The organism is Klebsiella sp. RIT-PI-d, from assembly GCF_001187865.1.
In the GTDB taxonomy this organism is placed as follows: Bacteria; Pseudomonadota; Gammaproteobacteria; order Enterobacterales; family Enterobacteriaceae; genus Superficieibacter.
On sequence record NZ_LGIT01000009.1, the window covers coordinates 1471289 to 1488192 of the forward strand.

Annotated in this window: 16 protein-coding genes, 1 pseudogene and 1 riboswitch; of the genes and pseudogenes, 9 read left to right on the forward strand and 8 right to left on the reverse strand. The window is 51.4% G+C overall.

Annotated elements, in window-relative coordinates; translation table 11 throughout:
- Positions 1 to 66 precede the first annotated feature (66 nt).
- The 3 genes from pabB (at position 67) to sdaA (ending at position 3536) form a co-directional block, all read left to right on the forward strand.
- Positions 67 to 1428, forward strand: a complete 1362-nt coding sequence (gene pabB, locus AC791_RS13335; RefSeq protein WP_049840905.1) for an aminodeoxychorismate synthase component 1 — start codon at positions 67 to 69, stop codon at positions 1426 to 1428.
- A 3-nt stretch (positions 1429 to 1431) separates the two neighbouring features.
- On the forward strand, positions 1432 to 2010 hold the full coding sequence (locus tag AC791_RS13340) for a CoA pyrophosphatase (protein WP_049840906.1): 579 nt from the start codon (positions 1432 to 1434) through the stop codon (positions 2008 to 2010).
- A gap of 161 nt (positions 2011 to 2171) precedes the next feature.
- Positions 2172 to 3536, forward strand: coding sequence for an L-serine ammonia-lyase (gene sdaA / locus AC791_RS13345; RefSeq protein ID WP_049840907.1), 1365 nt, complete (start codon positions 2172 to 2174; stop codon positions 3534 to 3536).
- 334 nt (positions 3537 to 3870) lie between these two features.
- Here sdaA and yoaE read toward each other — a convergent pair whose 3' ends face one another.
- A complete protein-coding gene (gene yoaE / locus AC791_RS13350) occupies positions 3871 to 5430 on the reverse strand; it encodes a CNNM family cation transport protein YoaE (protein ID WP_049840908.1) in 1560 nt (519 codons plus the stop codon).
- Positions 5431 to 5869: 439 nt separating this feature from the next.
- On the opposite strand from yoaE, the gene manX reads away from it, so the two are divergent.
- From manX to mntP, 5 genes are all read left to right on the forward strand, one after another.
- Entirely contained in the window at positions 5870 to 6841 is a 972-nt protein-coding gene (gene manX / locus AC791_RS13355) for a PTS mannose transporter subunit IIAB (RefSeq protein ID WP_049840909.1), read from the forward strand.
- A 59-nt stretch (positions 6842 to 6900) separates the two neighbouring features.
- Positions 6901 to 7701 carry a PTS mannose transporter subunit IIC gene (gene manY / locus AC791_RS13360; protein ID WP_049840910.1) on the forward strand — a complete coding sequence of 267 codons (801 nt, stop codon included), beginning with the start codon at positions 6901 to 6903 and terminating at the stop codon, positions 7699 to 7701.
- Between the two features lie 12 nt (positions 7702 to 7713).
- Entirely contained in the window at positions 7714 to 8565 is an 852-nt protein-coding gene (manZ, locus tag AC791_RS13365) for a PTS mannose transporter subunit IID (protein WP_049840911.1), read from the forward strand.
- Between the two features lie 52 nt (positions 8566 to 8617).
- Positions 8618 to 9073, forward strand: a complete 456-nt coding sequence (locus tag AC791_RS13370; protein ID WP_049840912.1) for a DUF986 family protein — start codon at positions 8618 to 8620, stop codon at positions 9071 to 9073.
- 199 nt (positions 9074 to 9272) lie between these two features.
- Positions 9273 to 9452: riboswitch (yybP-ykoY riboswitch) on the forward strand.
- A gap of 1 nt (position 9453) precedes the next feature.
- Entirely contained in the window at positions 9454 to 10020 is a 567-nt protein-coding gene (mntP, locus tag AC791_RS13375; RefSeq protein ID WP_049841635.1) for a manganese efflux pump MntP, read from the forward strand.
- Here mntP and rlmA read toward each other — a convergent pair.
- The 7 genes and pseudogenes from rlmA to kdgR form a co-directional block, all read right to left on the reverse strand.
- Complete coding sequence (rlmA, locus tag AC791_RS13380; protein ID WP_049840913.1) at positions 10017 to 10811, reverse strand: 23S rRNA (guanine(745)-N(1))-methyltransferase; 795 nt, start codon at positions 10809 to 10811, stop codon at positions 10017 to 10019. The two genes, mntP and rlmA, sit on opposite strands and share 4 nt — an antisense overlap.
- 61 nt (positions 10812 to 10872) lie before the next feature.
- Positions 10873 to 12618: a peptidoglycan glycosyltransferase FtsI gene (ftsI, locus tag AC791_RS13385; protein WP_049840914.1), complete on the reverse strand. Its 1746-nt coding sequence runs from the start codon at positions 12616 to 12618 to the stop codon at positions 10873 to 10875.
- A gap of 217 nt (positions 12619 to 12835) precedes the next feature.
- Positions 12836 to 13045 carry a transcription antiterminator/RNA stability regulator CspE gene (gene cspE / locus AC791_RS13390; protein WP_001062678.1) on the reverse strand — a complete coding sequence of 70 codons (210 nt, stop codon included), beginning with the start codon at positions 13043 to 13045 and terminating at the stop codon, positions 12836 to 12838.
- 12 nt (positions 13046 to 13057) lie between these two features.
- Positions 13058 to 13203 (reverse strand): annotated as a pseudogene (locus AC791_RS20395) (DUF2627 domain-containing protein).
- A 645-nt stretch (positions 13204 to 13848) separates the two neighbouring features.
- On the reverse strand, positions 13849 to 14136 hold the full coding sequence (locus AC791_RS13395; RefSeq protein WP_049840915.1) for a YebO family protein: 288 nt from the start codon (positions 14134 to 14136) through the stop codon (positions 13849 to 13851).
- 72 nt (positions 14137 to 14208) lie between these two features.
- Positions 14209 to 14352: a PhoP/PhoQ regulator MgrB gene (mgrB, locus tag AC791_RS13400; protein ID WP_049840916.1), complete on the reverse strand. Its 144-nt coding sequence runs from the start codon at positions 14350 to 14352 to the stop codon at positions 14209 to 14211.
- Between the two features lie 186 nt (positions 14353 to 14538).
- Entirely contained in the window at positions 14539 to 15330 is a 792-nt protein-coding gene (kdgR, locus tag AC791_RS13405; protein WP_049840917.1) for a DNA-binding transcriptional regulator KdgR, read from the reverse strand.
- Positions 15331 to 15506: 176 nt separating this feature from the next.
- Between kdgR and AC791_RS13410 the strand changes: the two genes are divergently transcribed.
- Entirely contained in the window at positions 15507 to 16880 is a 1374-nt protein-coding gene (locus AC791_RS13410) for an MFS transporter (RefSeq protein ID WP_049840918.1), read from the forward strand.
- Positions 16881 to 16904: the final 24 nt, after the last annotated feature.

Sequence of the window (16904 nt, forward strand, 5' to 3'; positions counted from 1 at the left end):
TTGTTAGCGCTTATTATTTCATGCTGTCCGGCGCTTAGCCAGCGGGAGAGCACAGAGTCAGATACGATGAATACCCAATCCCCCACTTTAATTGATTTACCCTGGCGTTGCGACGCTGCCGAATATTACTTCTCCGCCATTAGCCACCTGCCGTGGGCGATGTTACTGCATTCAGGTTATGCCAGCCATCCGCACAGCCGCTTCGATATTCTGGTCGCCGATCCGTGCACCACGCTGGTGACGCAGGGTGATACCACGACGATAGCCAGCACTGCCGAACAATACTGTTCAGCGGACGATCCATTAACGCTGGTGCAACACGCGCTGGAGAGGCTAAATCTCCATCCTGAAAAGCAGGATGATCTGCCGTTTCAGGGCGGCGCGCTGGGTCTTTTTGGCTACGATTTAGGCCGACGTTTCGAAAAACTCCCTGAACACGCGCTGGCGGATATTTCGCTGCCGGATATGGCGGTGGGGATTTATGACTGGGCGCTGATAGTCGATCACTGTCGCCAACGGGTCATTCTGCTCAGCCATACTGATGCCCGTCAGCGTCTGACCTGGCTTCTTGAGCGCCCCTTACCTGACCGCACTGCGTTTAGTTTAACGTCGACGTGGCGCTCTAATATGACCCGCGAAGAGTACGGGGAAAAATTTCGCCTGGTGCAGGCCTGGTTACACAGCGGCGACTGCTATCAGGTCAACCTGGCGCAGCGTTTTCAGGCGCAATATTGTGGCGATGAGTGGCCGATGTTTTGTCAGCTTAACGCCGCTAATAAAGCCCCGTTTAGCGCATTTATTCGTCTTAATGAGGGGGCGATTATCAGCCTGTCGCCGGAGCGTTTTATCCAGTTGCGCGCAGGGCAGATCCAGACCCGACCGATTAAAGGCACCCTGCCGAGGCTGGATAATCCTGATGACGATGCCCGGCAGGCGGCCAAACTGGCTGACTCGCCAAAAGATCGCGCTGAAAATCTGATGATTGTGGATTTAATGCGTAATGATATTGGTCGCGTTGCGGTTCCCGGTACGGTCAGGGTACCGGAGCTGTTCGTGGTTGAACCGTTTCCGGCGGTGCATCATCTGGTCAGTACCGTGACTGCGACGCTGCCTGAACAGACTCATGCTACTGACTTACTGCGCGCCGCCTTTCCCGGCGGCTCTATCACCGGTGCCCCCAAGGTCAGGGCGATGGAAATCATTGATGAACTGGAGCCGCACCGCCGCAATGCCTGGTGCGGGAGTATCGGCTATCTGAGCCTGTGCAAAAATATGGATACCAGCATTACGATCCGTACGCTTATCGCACAAGACGGACAGCTTTACTGCTCCGCAGGCGGCGGAATTGTCGCAGATAGCCAGCAAGAAGCGGAATATCAGGAAACCTTCGATAAAGTGAATCGTATCCTGCAACAACTGGAGAAATGACTGGTGGATGCCCACAATCTGACCCTCGATGATTTTTTATCACGCTTTCAGCTTTTACGGCCGCAGGCGAACGACGCGACCCTTAACCGTCGGCAGGCAGCCGTCTTGATCCCGATTATCCGCCGGCCGCAGCCGGGACTGTTACTCACCCGCCGCGCCCCTCACCTGCGTAAACACGCCGGGCAGGTCGCCTTTCCCGGCGGCGCAGTGGATGCAAGCGATGCGTCGCTGATTGCCGCCGCGTTGAGAGAAGCGCAGGAAGAAGTGGCTATTCCGCCGCAGGCCGTAGACGTCATCGGCGTCCTGCCGCCGGTTGACAGCGTTACCGGCTTTCAGGTCACCCCTGTCGTCGGTATTATTCCGCCGGATCTGCGCTGGCGCGCCAGTGAAGATGAAGTTGCCGCCGTATTCGAAATGCCGCTGGCAGAGGCCCTGCGTCTGGGGCGTTACCATCCTCTTGATATCCACCGACGCGGCAATTCGCATCGCGTCTGGCTCTCCTGGTATCAGCACTATTTTGTCTGGGGCATGACCGCGGGCATTATTCGTGAGCTGGCGCTACAAGTGGGACTGAAACCCTGACTATAGTTGTTATGACGCAGCCTGTATTCATTAGAAAATCAGTCGTTATTGATTAGTTTAATTCATGTGAATAGTCAGGCTGAAAATCCCGTTCCCTCTTACACTAAGCCCAATTTTTACATCGTTACTGTTACCCAGTAACCCTGTCAGGAGTACATACCGTGATTAGTCTATTCGACATGTTTAAGGTGGGGATAGGTCCCTCATCTTCCCACACTGTAGGGCCAATGAAGGCCGGTAAACAGTTCGTCGATGATCTGGTCGAAAAAGATCTGCTGACCCAGGTCACCCGCGTATCGGTCGACGTCTATGGCTCACTCTCGCTGACCGGTAAAGGTCACCATACGGATATCGCGATTATTATGGGCCTGGCCGGTAACCTGCCTGCAACCGTTGACATCGACAGTATTCCGGCGTTTATCCGCGATGTCGAAACCCGCGGTCGCCTGCTGCTGGCAAACGGGGCCCATGAGGTGGATTTTCCCGCTAATGACGGGATGCATTTTCGCAGCGATAACTTATCGCTGCATGAAAACGGCATGCAAATTCACGCGTGGAACGGCGATAAGGTTATCTACAGCAAAACCTACTACTCCATCGGCGGCGGTTTTATTGTTGATGAAGAGCATTTTGGTCAGGATGCTGGCGGCGATGTTAACGTGCCGTACCCGTTTAAATCGGCCCAGGAGATGCTTAACTACTGCAAAGAAACCGGGCTTTCTTTGTCCGCAATGGTCATGCAGAACGAGCTGGCCCTGCACAGTAAAGCTGAAATTGAAGCGTACTTTGCTGATGTCTGGCAGACCATGCGGGCCTGCATCGATCGCGGCTTAAATACTGAAGGCGTGCTGCCCGGCCCACTGCGCGTTCCCCGTCGCGCTTCTGCGCTGCGTCGGATGCTGGTTTCCAGCGATAAAATGTCCAACGATCCAATGATCGTCATTGACTGGGTAAATATGTTTGCGCTGGCCGTCAATGAAGAGAACGCTGCGGGCGGGCGCGTGGTGACCGCGCCAACCAACGGTGCCTGCGGTATCGTTCCGGCGGTACTGGCCTATTACGATCATTTTATCGAGCCGGTTAGCCCGGATATCTATATTCGCTATTTTATGGCGGCGGGCGCGATTGGCGCGCTGTATAAAATGAATGCCTCTATTTCTGGCGCTGAGGTCGGGTGTCAGGGCGAGGTTGGCGTTGCCTGCTCGATGGCCGCAGCAGGTCTGGCAGAGTTGCTGGGAGCCAGTCCTGAGCAAGTGTGTGTTGCAGCTGAAATTGGCATGGAACACAACCTTGGTCTGACCTGCGATCCGGTAGCCGGACAGGTTCAGGTTCCGTGCATTGAACGTAACGCGATTGCCTCGGTTAAAGCGATTAACTCGGCGCGTATGGCGATGCGTCGCACCAGCGAACCGCGCGTGTCTCTGGATAAAGTTATTGAGACGATGTACGAAACCGGCAAGGATATGAACGCGAAATATCGTGAAACTTCACGCGGTGGCCTGGCCATCAAAGTCCAGTGTGACTAACCCCCGGCCCGTCTTTCATTGATGGGATAAATTTTTCGGTCTCTATTCTGCCCGTATCACACGCCGTGATGCGGGCATTTTTATTGGCGCTGAATAAGCCTGCCCGACTAAACGTTATACCCTACTCAATGCATCAGGATTGATGGACAATTGCGACGTATGAATACGATTTATTTCGCAGCGTAGCCTAATTCAGAATGCGCGCGATTTTATTGCTGGCTCGCAGCATGTTTAAATAAGCAGAAATAAGGGGCGGCTCGATAAGCGGTTTTAAAAGCGGGGTATATTAAGTGCGCCACACTTCCCAGCGGGAAAATATGGCGCACTCGTCAAATTACTCTTCTTCGTCGTGTTCCGACGGCTCTTTAACCACGCGCACCAGGTCAACGCGATAATCGTTAGCGTTAACAATAGTAATACGCAGCGGAGACAGTTCAATAACGTCGCCAACGGCAGGAATATGCCCATTAACCGCGATTACCAGGCCTGCAACCGTTGCCACATCGTCTTCGTCATTAACAAGAGTATCCAGCCCCAGCGCATGTTGCAGGGCGTGAAGATCGGTTCCGCCTTTCACCAGCCAGCCTTCAGCATCGGCAATGATTTCTGGCGTTTCATCCGCATCCGGGAATTCACCGGCAATAGCTTCCAGCACGTCCAGCGGCGTAACCAGCCCCTGTACCACGCCAAACTCGTTGGTAACGATCACGAAGCTACCGCGTGCCCGGCGCAAAACGCCCAGCAGGTTAATGGGGTCCAGCGTTTCCGGAACCACAATCGCTGGTGATGCCGAGGCCATCGCGATGACGTCCTCGCCCGCCTCAAGTGCTACCAGCAATTCTTTTGCCCGCACGATACCAATCACTTCATCCAGCTCGCCACGGCACACCGGGAAAAGACTATGTGGTGATGAAAGCAGCTGCTGACGGATAGCATCAGTGCTCAGATTGGCATCGACCCAGCTGATATCCCCGCGCGGCGTCATGATGCTGCGCAGCGAGCGGGAAGCCAGAGTAAGCACGCCATTGATCATGTAGCGTTCTTCGTCGGCAAATGCCCCTTCCGGAATGGGCACGTGAGTATGGGTATCCGATTCGCTCTGGCTGTTATTACGTTTGCGCCCGCCCATTAACCGTAAGATAGCATCGGCAGTACGCGCGCGCAGCGGCAGCGTGGACTGATGGCGGATAAAATTGCGGCGCGCCACCTGATTGAAAAATTCGATAATAATCGAAAAACCAATGGCCGCGTACAGATAGCCTTTCGGAATATGGAAACCAAAGCCTTCAGCCACCAGACTCAGACCAATCATCAGCAGGAAGCTCAGACACAGCACCACTACCGTCGGATGCTGGTTAACGAAGTTGGTCAACGGCTTCGAGGCCAGAAGCATAACCGTCATTGCAATCACCACCGCCGCCATCATTACCGGCAGGTGGTTAACCATCCCTACCGCAGTGATGACTGCGTCAAGCGAGAACACCGCATCCAGGATAACGATCTGCACGACGACCACCCAAAAGCTGGCGTACCCTTTGCCATGTCCACCGTCATGCTGGCGATTTTCCAGCCGCTCGTGGAGCTCCGTTGTCGCTTTAAACAACAGGAAAAGTCCCCCCAGCAGCATAATCAAATCGCGGCCTGAGAAAGCGTAGTCCCAGACGCTAAACAGCGGTTTGGTGAGCGTAACCATCCACGAAATAACCGACAGCAGCGCCAGTCGCATAATTAACGCCAGCGACAGACCAATCAAACGGGCTTTATCGCGCTGTTTAGGCGGTAGCTTATCCGCGAGGATGGCGATAAACACCAGGTTATCAATGCCAAGCACAATCTCAAGGACGACGAGCGTAAGCAGCCCGACCCAGATTGAGGGGTCCATTAACAATTCCATGACAGGCTCCTGCTGGCGACGAGTTTGGTTAACGCCGGGATTATTTCAGGCGTGACAATGGCGAAAGGGATCATGTGATGACGAGAAATGGCACGAGGGTGCGTGAATGCAAAAAGGCGTCGGTGACGGTCCATACGACGGGCGGCTGCCCTGTTCTCCTGCTAGGTTAAACGAAAGTTAAACATATCAGACAAAACCCAGGTTTGGCAAAGATTTACCTGTCTTTGCATAATGTGCGATCTTTTGCGTCGCGAAATTAATCTCGACACATATTTAAATTACGGATCTTCATCACATTATTTATTTTTTTACTATCTAAAATAATTCACCGTAGTAATGAGTTTTGGGCCAAATAGAGATCTGAATCGATTCGGTTTCCTAAAACGATTCACAATGCATCCGAGAGTCGATGTATTAACGATAATAAAGGAGGTAGCAAGTGACGATTGCTATTGTAATTGGTACACACGGTTGGGCTGCAGAACAACTGCTTAAAACCGCTGAAATGCTTTTAGGCGAGCAGGAAAACGTCGGCTGGATTGATTTTGTGCCCGGCGAAAATGCAGAAACGCTGATTGAGAAGTATAACGCGCAATTAGCAAAGCTTGATACTACCCACGGTGTGCTATTTCTCGTCGATACATGGGGAGGCAGCCCGTTTAATGCTGCAAGCCGTATTGTCGTCGATAAAGAGCACTACGAAGTTATCGCCGGCGTGAATATCCCGATGCTGGTCGAAACGTTAATGGGTCGCGATGATAATCCGACGTTTGATGAACTGGTAGCTCTGGCGGTTGAAACGGGTCGTGAAGGTGTGAAAGCACTGAAAGCGAAACCGGTTGAACAGGCTGCGCCTGCGCCCGTTGCAGCGGCGGCACCACGCCCGGCAACGCCTGCAAAACCTATGGGTGAGAATGACTACATGGTCATTGGTCTTGCCCGCATCGACGACCGTTTAATTCACGGTCAGGTGGCGACCCGCTGGACGAAAGAAACCAACGTACGTCGTATTATCGTTGTCAGTGATGAAGTGGCGGCAGATACCGTGCGTAAAACGCTGCTAACCCAGGTTGCGCCTCCGGGCGTGACGGCACACGTAGTTGATATCGATAAAATGATCCGCGTTTACAATAATCCGAAATACGCGGGTGAGCGCGTCATGCTGCTGTTTACCAATCCAACGGATGTTGAGCGTCTGGTGGAAGGTGGGGTGAAAATCACCTCAGTCAATATTGGCGGCATGGCATTCCGTCAGGGTAAAACGCAGGTTAATAACGCGGTTTCAGTCGATGAAAAAGATATCGCAGCGTTCAGACAATTGAACGATCGCGGCATTGAGCTTGAAGTTCGTAAAGTTTCAAGCGATCAAAAACTGAAAATGATGGAATTGATCGCAAAAGTCAGTAAATAACCCATCGCGCAGACGTTATTTATTTCATATTTTAGTCTTACGTTCATAGGAGAAGTGCAATGGAGATTACCACTCTTCAGATTGTACTGGTATTTATCGTAGCGTGTATCGCGGGCATGGAATCGATTCTCGATGAGTTTCAGTTTCACCGCCCGCTGGTGGCCTGTACCCTCATCGGTATCGTTCTTGGAGATATGAAGACCGGTATTATTATCGGTGGTACTCTGGAAATGATTGCCCTGGGGTGGATGAACATCGGTGCCGCTGTTGCACCTGATGCGGCACTGGCCTCCATTATTTCGACCATTCTGGTCATTGCGGGACATCAAAGCATCGGTGCTGGTATCGCGCTGGCTATCCCACTGGCAGCCGCCGGTCAGGTTCTGACTATCATCGTTCGTACTATTACCGTGGCGTTCCAGCACGCAGCGGATAAGGCGGCAGACAGCGGCAACCTGACGGCCCTCTCCTGGATCCACGTCTCTTCCCTGTTCCTGCAAGCGATGCGTATCGCTATTCCGGCCGTGATCGTGGCAATTTCTGTCGGGACCAGTGAAGTCCAGAATATGCTGAACGCTATTCCGGAAGTGGTGACCGGCGGTCTGAATATCGCAGGTGGGATGATCGTAGTCGTCGGTTATGCGATGGTCATCAACATGATGCGCGCAGGCTACCTGATGCCGTTCTTCTACCTGGGCTTTGTAACTGCAGCCTTTACTAACTTCAACCTGGTTGCACTCGGCGTTATCGGCGCAGTGATGGCAGTTCTGTACATCCAGCTGAGCCCGAAATACAACCGTAGCGCAGGCGCCCCGGCTCCGGCGGCTGGTGCAAACGATCTTGATAATGAACTGGACTAACAGGTGAACGAAATGGTTGATATCACTAAAACGACTACCGAGAAGAAACTGACTCCGGGTGATATTCGTGGCGTATTCCTGCGTTCTAACCTGTTTCAGGGTTCATGGAACTTCGAACGTATGCAGGCGCTGGGCTTTTGCTTCTCCATGGTGCCGGCTATTAAACGCCTGTATCCGGAAAATAACGAAGCGCGCCGTCAGGCAATTAAACGTCACCTGGAATTTTTTAACACCCATCCTTATGTCGCAGCACCGGTTCTGGGCGTGACGCTGGCGATGGAAGAACAGCGTGCCAATGGTGCAGAGATCGACGACGGGGCCATTAACGGCATCAAAGTCGGTCTGATGGGGCCTTTGGCCGGCGTCGGCGACCCGATTTTCTGGGGAACGGTACGCCCGGTATTTGCCGCGCTGGGTGCCGGTATCGCGATGAGCGGTAGCCTGCTGGGACCCCTGCTGTTCTTCATCCTGTTTAACGCGGTTCGTCTGGCAACCCGTTATTACGGTGTGGCCTACGGATACCGTAAAGGTATTGATATCGTAAAAGATATGGGCGGCGGCTTTCTGCAGAAACTGACTGAGGGGGCGTCAATTCTCGGCCTGTTTGTCATGGGAGCGCTGGTAAACAAGTGGACGCACGTTAACATTCCGCTGGTCGTATCGCGGATCACCGACCAGACCGGTAAAGAAAACGTCACCACCGTCCAGACGATCCTTGACCAGCTTATGCCGGGTCTGGTTCCTCTGCTGCTTACTTTCGCCTGTATGTGGCTACTGCGTAAGAAAGTTAACCCACTTTGGATCATCATCGGGTTCTTTGTTATCGGTATCGCCGGATATGCGGTTGGCCTGCTGGGTCTGTAATAATACGTTGTGCCGCCGGGGCTATGCCCCGGCTTTTTTTTGAGGAAAATAAATGACCCTGACCGATATTGTGCTGGTTCTGTTTATCGCCCTGCTGTTGGGATTTGCTCTCTACGATCAGTTCATCATGCCTCGCCGTCATGGCCCTGTCCTGCTCGCGGTACCTCTGCTGCGACGTGGGCGCATTGACAGCTTTATCTTCGTCGGATTAATCGGCATCCTTATCTACAATAACGTGAGCATCCATGGCGCAATAATAACCACATGGTTATTAAGTGCGCTGGCATTAATGGGACTGTATCTATTTTGGATCAGGGTGCCGAAAATCATTTTCAAGAAAGACGGGTTTTTCTTTGCCAATGTGTGGATAGAATATAGCCGGATTAAAGAGATGAATTTATCCGAAGATGGTGTTCTGGTTATACAACTGGAACATCGCCGGCTGCTGGTAAGGGTACGAAATATAGACGATTTAGAGAGAATATATAAATTACTTGTTGCAAATTAGTTAGTTATAAAATTAGCCATAGCTATATTTCTTTTTAGCCTGAGGTTATGAATATAGCCACGGCTATATTCACTCATGAATACGCTTATACTTATTAACGTTTTATTTACGTATGGCAGCAAATGAAAATCGTTATCACTCTGACGATGAAATAACTATTTTTTGTTATTGTCTGATATTAATTAAATATGTTAAGGTTGCGCCCGTCATTGGGGAGTAGCCGATTTCCACCGTTCCCGGAAATGTACGTGTCAACATACTCGTTGAAAGACGTGGCGCGTACGGGTCGCAGTACTGCGATCAGGCGAGACCATAGGCGCATCAACCACTGTTTACTGGGGGTGGTGATGTGTTTAATGGTTCCCGGTCAGGACGTTATTATGAATTTATCCGCTACCGTTCTCCTTGCTCTCGGCATGTCGATGGATGCTTTCGCCGCCTCTATCGGAAAGGGTGCCACTCTTCACAAACCTAAATTCTCTGAAGCCCTGCGTACCGGTCTTATCTTTGGGGCAGTCGAAACGCTAACGCCGCTGATTGGTTGGGCACTGGGTATGCTGGCCACCCAGTTTGTACTGGAGTGGAACCACTGGATTGCCTTTTTCCTGCTGCTGTTTTTAGGCTGCCGTATGGTTATCGAAGGTTTTCGCGATAATGAGGATGAGAGGGGCGAGCCGCAGCACCGCCATGGTTTTTTCCTGCTGGTCACTACGGCGATTGCCACCAGTCTTGATGCAATGGCGGTTGGCGTCGGTCTGGCATTTTTGCAGGTCAACATTATTACCACCGCGCTGGCCATTGGCTGCGCAACACTTGTGATGTCCACCCTCGGTATCATGCTTGGTCGCTTTATAGGCCCGCTGCTGGGCAAGCGGGCAGAGATCCTCGGCGGCGTGGTGCTTATCGGCATCGGCTGCCAGATCCTCTGGAGCCACTACGCCGGTTAACTTTCCCGCTGCCAGCAGTGAATACTGAAATCAGTCTGGCAGCGAAATACCGCCTGGGTTGCTAACGTTTGCCACACTGACGGCTTTGCCCGCCAGGCAAAAGGCGTCATTTGCAGTAGTGCCACGGCCTCTTCCCCACGTAACGCCATCTCATAACTCAGCGAGTTATGTTCATAAAGCTCAAAATGGGTAAGTGGTTCGTTGGTCGGTTCATGCAAATGAATTTGCGGATAGATAAGCCCTTTCAGCTCCATTAAATGCCGGGGCCCCGGCGTTACTGTGATCACCCACCCTCCAGGCTTAACTACTCTCGCCAGCTCCTGCGGATTACAGGGCGCATAAATACGCATAACGGCGTCCATGCTGTGCGCATTAAACGGCAGACGCTGGCTGGAGGCAACGCAAAAATTCACCTGAGGATAGCGTTTAGCCGCCGGCCGGATAGCCGCTTTTGCGACATCAAGCCCCCATGTATCTCCGGCAACATCAGCAAAAGCATGGGTGTAATATCCCTCTCCACATCCAATATCCAGAAGCGTTTGCGGAGCAATATGCCGCAACCTTTCCACCAGCGCGTCACGCAGCGGCTGATAATGCCCGGCATCGAGAAAGGCACGCCGCGCCTGCATCATCTCTGCACTGTCACCCGGATCGCGTGAACGCTTATGTTGTACCGGCAGCAGATTTACGTACCCCTCTTTTGCCTGGTCGAACTGATGCCGCTGCGGGCAAAGATAGCTGTTATCATGCCGGGTCAGTGGGGCATGGCAAAGCGGGCAACTGTAAGACATAACGACTCCGGGAAAAATTCGAGGGCGAAAGTGTAACGCTTATCGCCCATGGAGGAAATCATTACAATGAGGTCCGGTCAACAGAGGACGCGTGCACTACCAGCAGGTGTTCGGCGTCCGGAGCCATACCATCCGGCATGACATTTTCCAGTCGTAATACATCACCCATAATCTGGCTGAAAACGGGCGCGGAAACTGCCCCGCCATAGTATTTGCCGTTCTGCGGATCGTTAATGACTACCGCCAGGGCAAACAACGGATGACTGGCAGGCGCGACACCTGCGGTATAAGCGACATATTTATCAATATATTTTCCGTCATCGCCAATTTTTTTGGCCGTCCCGGTTTTCACCGCCACCCGGTAGTCGCGTACTGCGGCTTTAGTTCCCCCACCGCCTGGCAGGGCAACGCTTTCCATCATATGTTCAACCTGATGAACGATCTCTTCCGGCATCACTCTTTTACCTAACACCGGCGGATCGATACGGGTAATCGACAGCGGTTTCTCAAGACCAAAGCTGCCAATCGTGGCATACACATGCGCCAGCTGTAGCGGCGTAACCATCAGACCGTAGCCGAAAGAAAAGGTTGCGCGATCCAGCAGCCCCCAGTAGCGACGCTGTGGCAGAAGGCCACGGCTCTCACCTGTCAGCCCAAGCCCGGTTGGCTCACCAAAGCCAAAATGTTCATACGTATCCAGCAGGTGTTGCACCGGCATTGCCAGCGAAAGCCTGGAAACGCCGGTATCACTCGATTTCTGTAAGATGCCGGTCAGGGTCAGTTCGGGATAAAAGCCCACATCGCGAATACGATGGCCATCAAGGGTATAGGGATGGGTATCGACCACGCTTCCCGGTTGCACAATACCCTGCTGAAGTGCAGTCATGATAACCAGGGGTTTAACCGTAGAACCCGGTTCAAACGTATCGCTGATCGCCCGGTTACGAAAATCATCCAGCGTGGCCTTTTCCCGGTTGTTAGGGTTGAAATCCGGATAACTGGCCATCGAGAGAATTTCACCGGTATCGATCTTAATAAGCACTGCCGCCCCCGACTGAGCTTTATTCCAGCGGACAGCGTTATCCAGTGCATCTTCCGTTACGGTTTGCAAACGCTCATCGATACTGAGCTGGATGTTGTGCGCCGGAACCGGCGTAATGTCGGTGAGATTTTCGATAACCTGACCATGACGATCGCGGCGGACCAGCCGGGCACCAGGTTTACCGGTTAACTCAGCATTAAAGCTTTTTTCTACACCCTCAATTCCCTGCCCGTCGATATTGGTAAATCCAATCAGATTAGCAGCAACGTGTCCCGCCGGATAAAAGCGCCGGGACTCTTCGCGCAGGTTAATGCCGGGTAAGTTAAGTTTGCCGACCCATTTTGCCTGTTGGGGATCGACCTGCCGGGCAAGGTAAATAAACCTTGAATGTGGATGCTCGTTAATACGTTGCGAGAGCGTATCCAGTGACATATTCAAAAGCGTTGCCAGCCCCTGCCAGCGCGCATCGGTGCCTGGCCCACCTTTGTCTAACAACGTCAGAGGGTCGGCCCAGATGGCATCCACCGGTACGCTGACCGCCAGCGGTCTGCCATTGCGATCCTCGATCATTCCGCGAGGTGCTGCCGACGGAATTTCACGTAATGAACGCATATCCTCTTGCTTCACCAGATCGTCTGGCTCCACAATTTGTAACCAGCCGACCCGCGCCAGCAATAGCCCCAGACAACCTAAAATGACGACACATACCAGCCCAAAACGCACCGCAGTGAAAGGATGACCTGTATTACTTTTTTTATTCTGCACGCAGACTCCATTCGTCGATGATAACGCGATGATCGGGCTGGAGAATACCCGTTACGACGAGAGAGCGGTGCGAATTATGATGTCGTTTTGCAACAAAGCACGACGAGAAGAGGCTTACTGTAACACTTTGAAAAATAATCGTAAAAAAGCCCCGCTATGGCGAGGCTTTAAAGCTGATAGTGATGCGCTGCGCGCGACAAGATCAGTGGTATTAAATTCAGATTGCAGTTACGTTAACAGCAGCCGGACCTTTCTGGCCGTCCTGAATTTCGAACTCAACGTTCTGGCCTTCAGCCAGAGTTTTGAAGCCGTTACCCTGGATTGCAGAGAAGTGTACAAACACATCTTTGCTGCCGTCAGCAGGCGTAATGAAACCAAAACCTTTAGATTCGTTGAACCACTTAACTTGACCTTTGATCTTTGCCATTTGCAAAATTCCTTAGAGAGTTTTCTTTGCCCGAAGGCTCTAGCATGGATAAAACTGAGACTTTACATTACTGCTTGAGGCACAAATAAAAGGTTCGGCAGAGAAGCGGTATTCAACGCAAGGTGTTTACTCAGAACTTCTTTACTGAAATGCCACATATAAACAGGACTGTACCTCGTTTAACCTGAAGGTGTTATCACATATAACGTTAATTATGGCAAGCCATTTTTAAACAGGTATCGATCCATCGCACATATTTATTAGTCGTTTTATTGCCGATCCACATTTTATGCGATTTCTACAGCATCCGTAATTTTTACCGATCCGAGGCCTGAGGCAGGGAAATAGCGCTATGAAGGGCTTCAGCACCCTCTTTCGTCTTGTTTTGCGGAAGCATAAACGTGGATACTGGCCACTACTCATCGCCAACTTAGATGATTTTATGCATAGTTATGCGTAAAAAATCATAGACAAGAATTAGCCAGGGCATGTTTTTTAACCAGACCAGCTAAAGTTTAATCAATGCTTAATGATAATTTAATGCTTTTATAATATGCACCAAAATAATGAAACACGGGTAATATTGCATCATTGAAAGGCAATGAAAACGTTTCGATGAAGATAAGTTCATTCTTAAAGAGAAATGATGTCGGAGATATTGTTTATACAGTGCCAATAGAACGCGGCTTATTAAGCCATCATACTTTACACACTTATCGATATCACCATACCCGATTTGCACTGAAAACGAGCAGAGGTAAGAAAAAACCCGGCACGGTAAAATGCCTGCCGGGTAATGCTGATTAGCGTTCGGCTACCAGGCGAATAAAATCATCTTCGCCCGCACTAACGTCTGCAGAATGGGAGGGCGTCGCCGCTTTCTCAGGTTCATTGGCTTCACAAAGCCGACGAAGCAACGCATTCTGTCGCTTTTGCTGATCGAGCAGCGCTTCCAGAAGTTCTATTTGCTCATTGGTTCGGGAGCTTGCGCGATTGATAAAAAACCACAGCACCAGCCCCACAATCAGTACAAGCAGAGACACCAGCAGGGAGGCAATATTCAGCATCCCGGAATTGATTAATTCATTCATTTCACCACCTCAAAGGAAACACGCTATCTTACCACTCGCGCTAAGGAAGGAAATCACTGATGCAAAAAATGCTTACCAGGGAATGAATTTATTTATCGCACAAATGCCACTGAAAAATTGTACGTCCTCATCGCACAATGCATTGAGCAACTGGGTCCAGATCAGCAAACCAACAACAATTGCGCCTGCCAGAAGCACCCATCTAAATTTTTTCACACCGGACTCCACATCGTCATCTTATAAAGCCAGGTTAACATGCTTATCTTAAACAGGGAGTTAACTGCCTGAAAGTCTGGTTATTAAGATATTTTGGCTTTGCCTTAACGACGCGGACAGGTTGCCGTCGTCAACGATAAGTTAAACTCTGTGACTATCACGCCGCATTGGGCGGCGTGATAATAATCAGAACGGGTAAGCGTTATACCCCATTTGCTCTGAAATTTTACGTGCCGCGGTATGTAACATTGCGACATACTCGTGCAGTCTTTCTTCAGAAAAACGCAGCGTTGGGAAAGAGATGCTCAACCCAGCAATGACCACGCCAAAACGGTCAAAAACCGGCACGCCGATGCAGCGCAGACCTTCTTCTTGCTCCTGATTATCTTCGCCAAACCCCTGTGCTTTCACCTGATCGAGCAGCGGCAGCAGCGCTTGCGTACTGGTGATCGTGCTATCGGTGCTGCGTTTATACTCCACGCCGTCAAGGATCTGCACGACTTCATCCCGCTCGCGCCATGCCAGCAGCACTTTACCAATTGCGGTGCTATAAAGCGGATTGCGGCGGCCAATACGTGAATACATGCGCAGGTTGTACATGGAATCAATTTTATGGATGTAGACAATGCTGTCTTCATCCAGGGCACCAAGGTGAATCGTCTCTTTTGTCAGGCGCGAAAGCTCCCGCATCTGGATGTCCGCGCTGCGGATTAAATCAACATTTTGCAGCGCGCGCGCGCCCAGTTCAAACAGCTTAAGGGTCAGGGAGTATTTTTCAGACTCCCCTTCCTGAGCGACATACCCCAGTGATTTCATGGTCTGCAAAAAGCGATAAACGGTGCTTTTCGACATCATGACGCGCTGCGACAGTTCGGTGATCCCAATTTCACGCTCTTCGCCAAGCGCCTGCAGGATGCCAAAAACCTTCAATACTGAAGAGACAGAATCTGGCTGCTTATCCAAATCTGCGAGTGCCATTTATCACCTCGGGTTTTGTTTTATAAAAATCAGAACGAGTTTTTATTATAAATTCGCGCCCCTCCGGCCGCAACGGTTCTTCTGCTTCTTCGTTACAAATCTGCGAACTGGCTTCGAATTATTAGTGCTAGAATTATTTTCCAGACAATCATTTGCTCACCTTATCTTTTTACACTATGAAAAACACGTTTTCTGACGGCCTGCCGACGGCTCAGCGTTACGGTGCAATTGCGACCATCGTTCTTGGCATCGCAATGGCCGTATTGGATGGTGCAATCGCTAATGTCGCCCTGCCAACCATTGCAGGCGACCTGAATGCCTCGCCCGCGTCGTCCATATGGATAGTCAATGCCTATCAAATCGCGATTGTTATCACCCTCTTATCGCTGGCATTTCTCGGAGACATGTTTGGTTATCGGCGGATCTATAAAATCGGACTGGTGGTTTTCACGTTTTCGTCGCTTGCCTGTGCGCTCTCTGACTCATTACTCACGCTGACGCTTGCCCGTGTCGCACAGGGATTCGGCGGCGCGGCATTAATGAGTGTGAATACCGCGTTAATCCGCCTTATTTATCCGGCGCGTCAACTGGGCCGGGGAATGGGAATTAACTCGTTTGTGGTTGCCGTTTCGTCTGCTGCCAGTCCGACCATCGCAGCAGGTATTCTCTCAGTGGCCTCCTGGCAGTGGCTATTTTTGATTAATGTGCCGTTAGGGATTATCGCCCTGGTGCTGGCGCTGCGTTTTCTGCCGGCCAACGGCCCGCGTACCAGCACGCCACGATTTGATCTCCCGAGTGCAGTAATGAATGCGCTGACATTTGGCTTATTGATCGCGGCCCTAAGCGGTTTTGCGCAGGGGCAATCGAAAGAACTGGTCATGCTTGAGGTATTCGTGATGCTGGTCGCAGGCTATTTCTTTGTTCGCCGCCAGTTACAGCTTCCGGTGCCGCTTCTGCCTATTGATCTGCTGCGTATTCCTGTTTTTTCGTTATCTCTTTGCACGTCAATTTGCTCGTTCTGTGCGCAAATGCTGGCAATGGTCTCCCTGCCCTTTTTCCTGCAATCCATTGTCGGACGCAGTGAGGTAGAAACCGGGCTATTACTGACGCCGTGGCCTCTGGCGACAATGATCATGGCTCCGCTGGCAGGATATTTGATTGAAAAAGTTCACGCGGGCTTGCTGGGGTCATTGGGCATGATAGTGATGGCCTGCGGTTTGTTTGGACTGGCCTTACTACCCGCCTCGCCATCTGACTGGAATATCATCTGGCCAATGCTGCTGTGCGGTGCGGGATTCGGTTTGTTTCAGTCTCCCAATAACCATACTATTATTTCATCAGCGCCACGTCAGCGCAGTGGCGGAGCCAGTGGAATGCTGGGTACGGCACGCTTGCTGGGGCAAAGTATTGGTGCGGCGCTGGTGGCCCTGATGTTTAATTTGTTTAGCGATGCGGGCACCCATACCTGTCTGCTGCTGGCGGGTGTACTGGCCGTTATGGCGGCAATTGTCAGCGGTTTACGCATGACCCAGCCCCGGGCGCAGGCATAAAAAACCCGGCCGTGTTTAGCAGCC

Excerpts from the sequence above, each read along its gene's own strand:
- pabB (WP_049840905.1), top strand. The coding sequence starts at position 67 with ATGAATACCCAATCCCCCACTTTAATTGATTTACCCTGGCGTTGCGAC.
- yoaE (WP_049840908.1), bottom strand. The coding sequence starts at position 5,430 with ATGGAATTGTTAATGGACCCCTCAATCTGGGTCGGGCTGCTTACGCTC.
- manY (WP_049840910.1), top strand. The coding sequence starts at position 6,901 with ATGGAGATTACCACTCTTCAGATTGTACTGGTATTTATCGTAGCGTGT.
- manZ (WP_049840911.1), top strand. The coding sequence starts at position 7,714 with ATGGTTGATATCACTAAAACGACTACCGAGAAGAAACTGACTCCGGGT.
- AC791_RS13370 (WP_049840912.1), top strand. The coding sequence starts at position 8,618 with ATGACCCTGACCGATATTGTGCTGGTTCTGTTTATCGCCCTGCTGTTG.
- mntP (WP_049841635.1), top strand. The coding sequence starts at position 9,454 with ATGAATTTATCCGCTACCGTTCTCCTTGCTCTCGGCATGTCGATGGAT.
- rlmA (WP_049840913.1), bottom strand. The coding sequence starts at position 10,811 with ATGTCTTACAGTTGCCCGCTTTGCCATGCCCCACTGACCCGGCATGAT.
- cspE (WP_001062678.1), bottom strand. The coding sequence starts at position 13,045 with ATGGCAAAGATCAAAGGTCAAGTTAAGTGGTTCAACGAATCTAAAGGT.
- AC791_RS13395 (WP_049840915.1), bottom strand. The coding sequence starts at position 14,136 with ATGAATGAATTAATCAATTCCGGGATGCTGAATATTGCCTCCCTGCTG.
- kdgR (WP_049840917.1), bottom strand. The coding sequence starts at position 15,330 with ATGGCACTCGCAGATTTGGATAAGCAGCCAGATTCTGTCTCTTCAGTA.
- AC791_RS13410 (WP_049840918.1), top strand. The coding sequence starts at position 15,507 with ATGAAAAACACGTTTTCTGACGGCCTGCCGACGGCTCAGCGTTACGGT.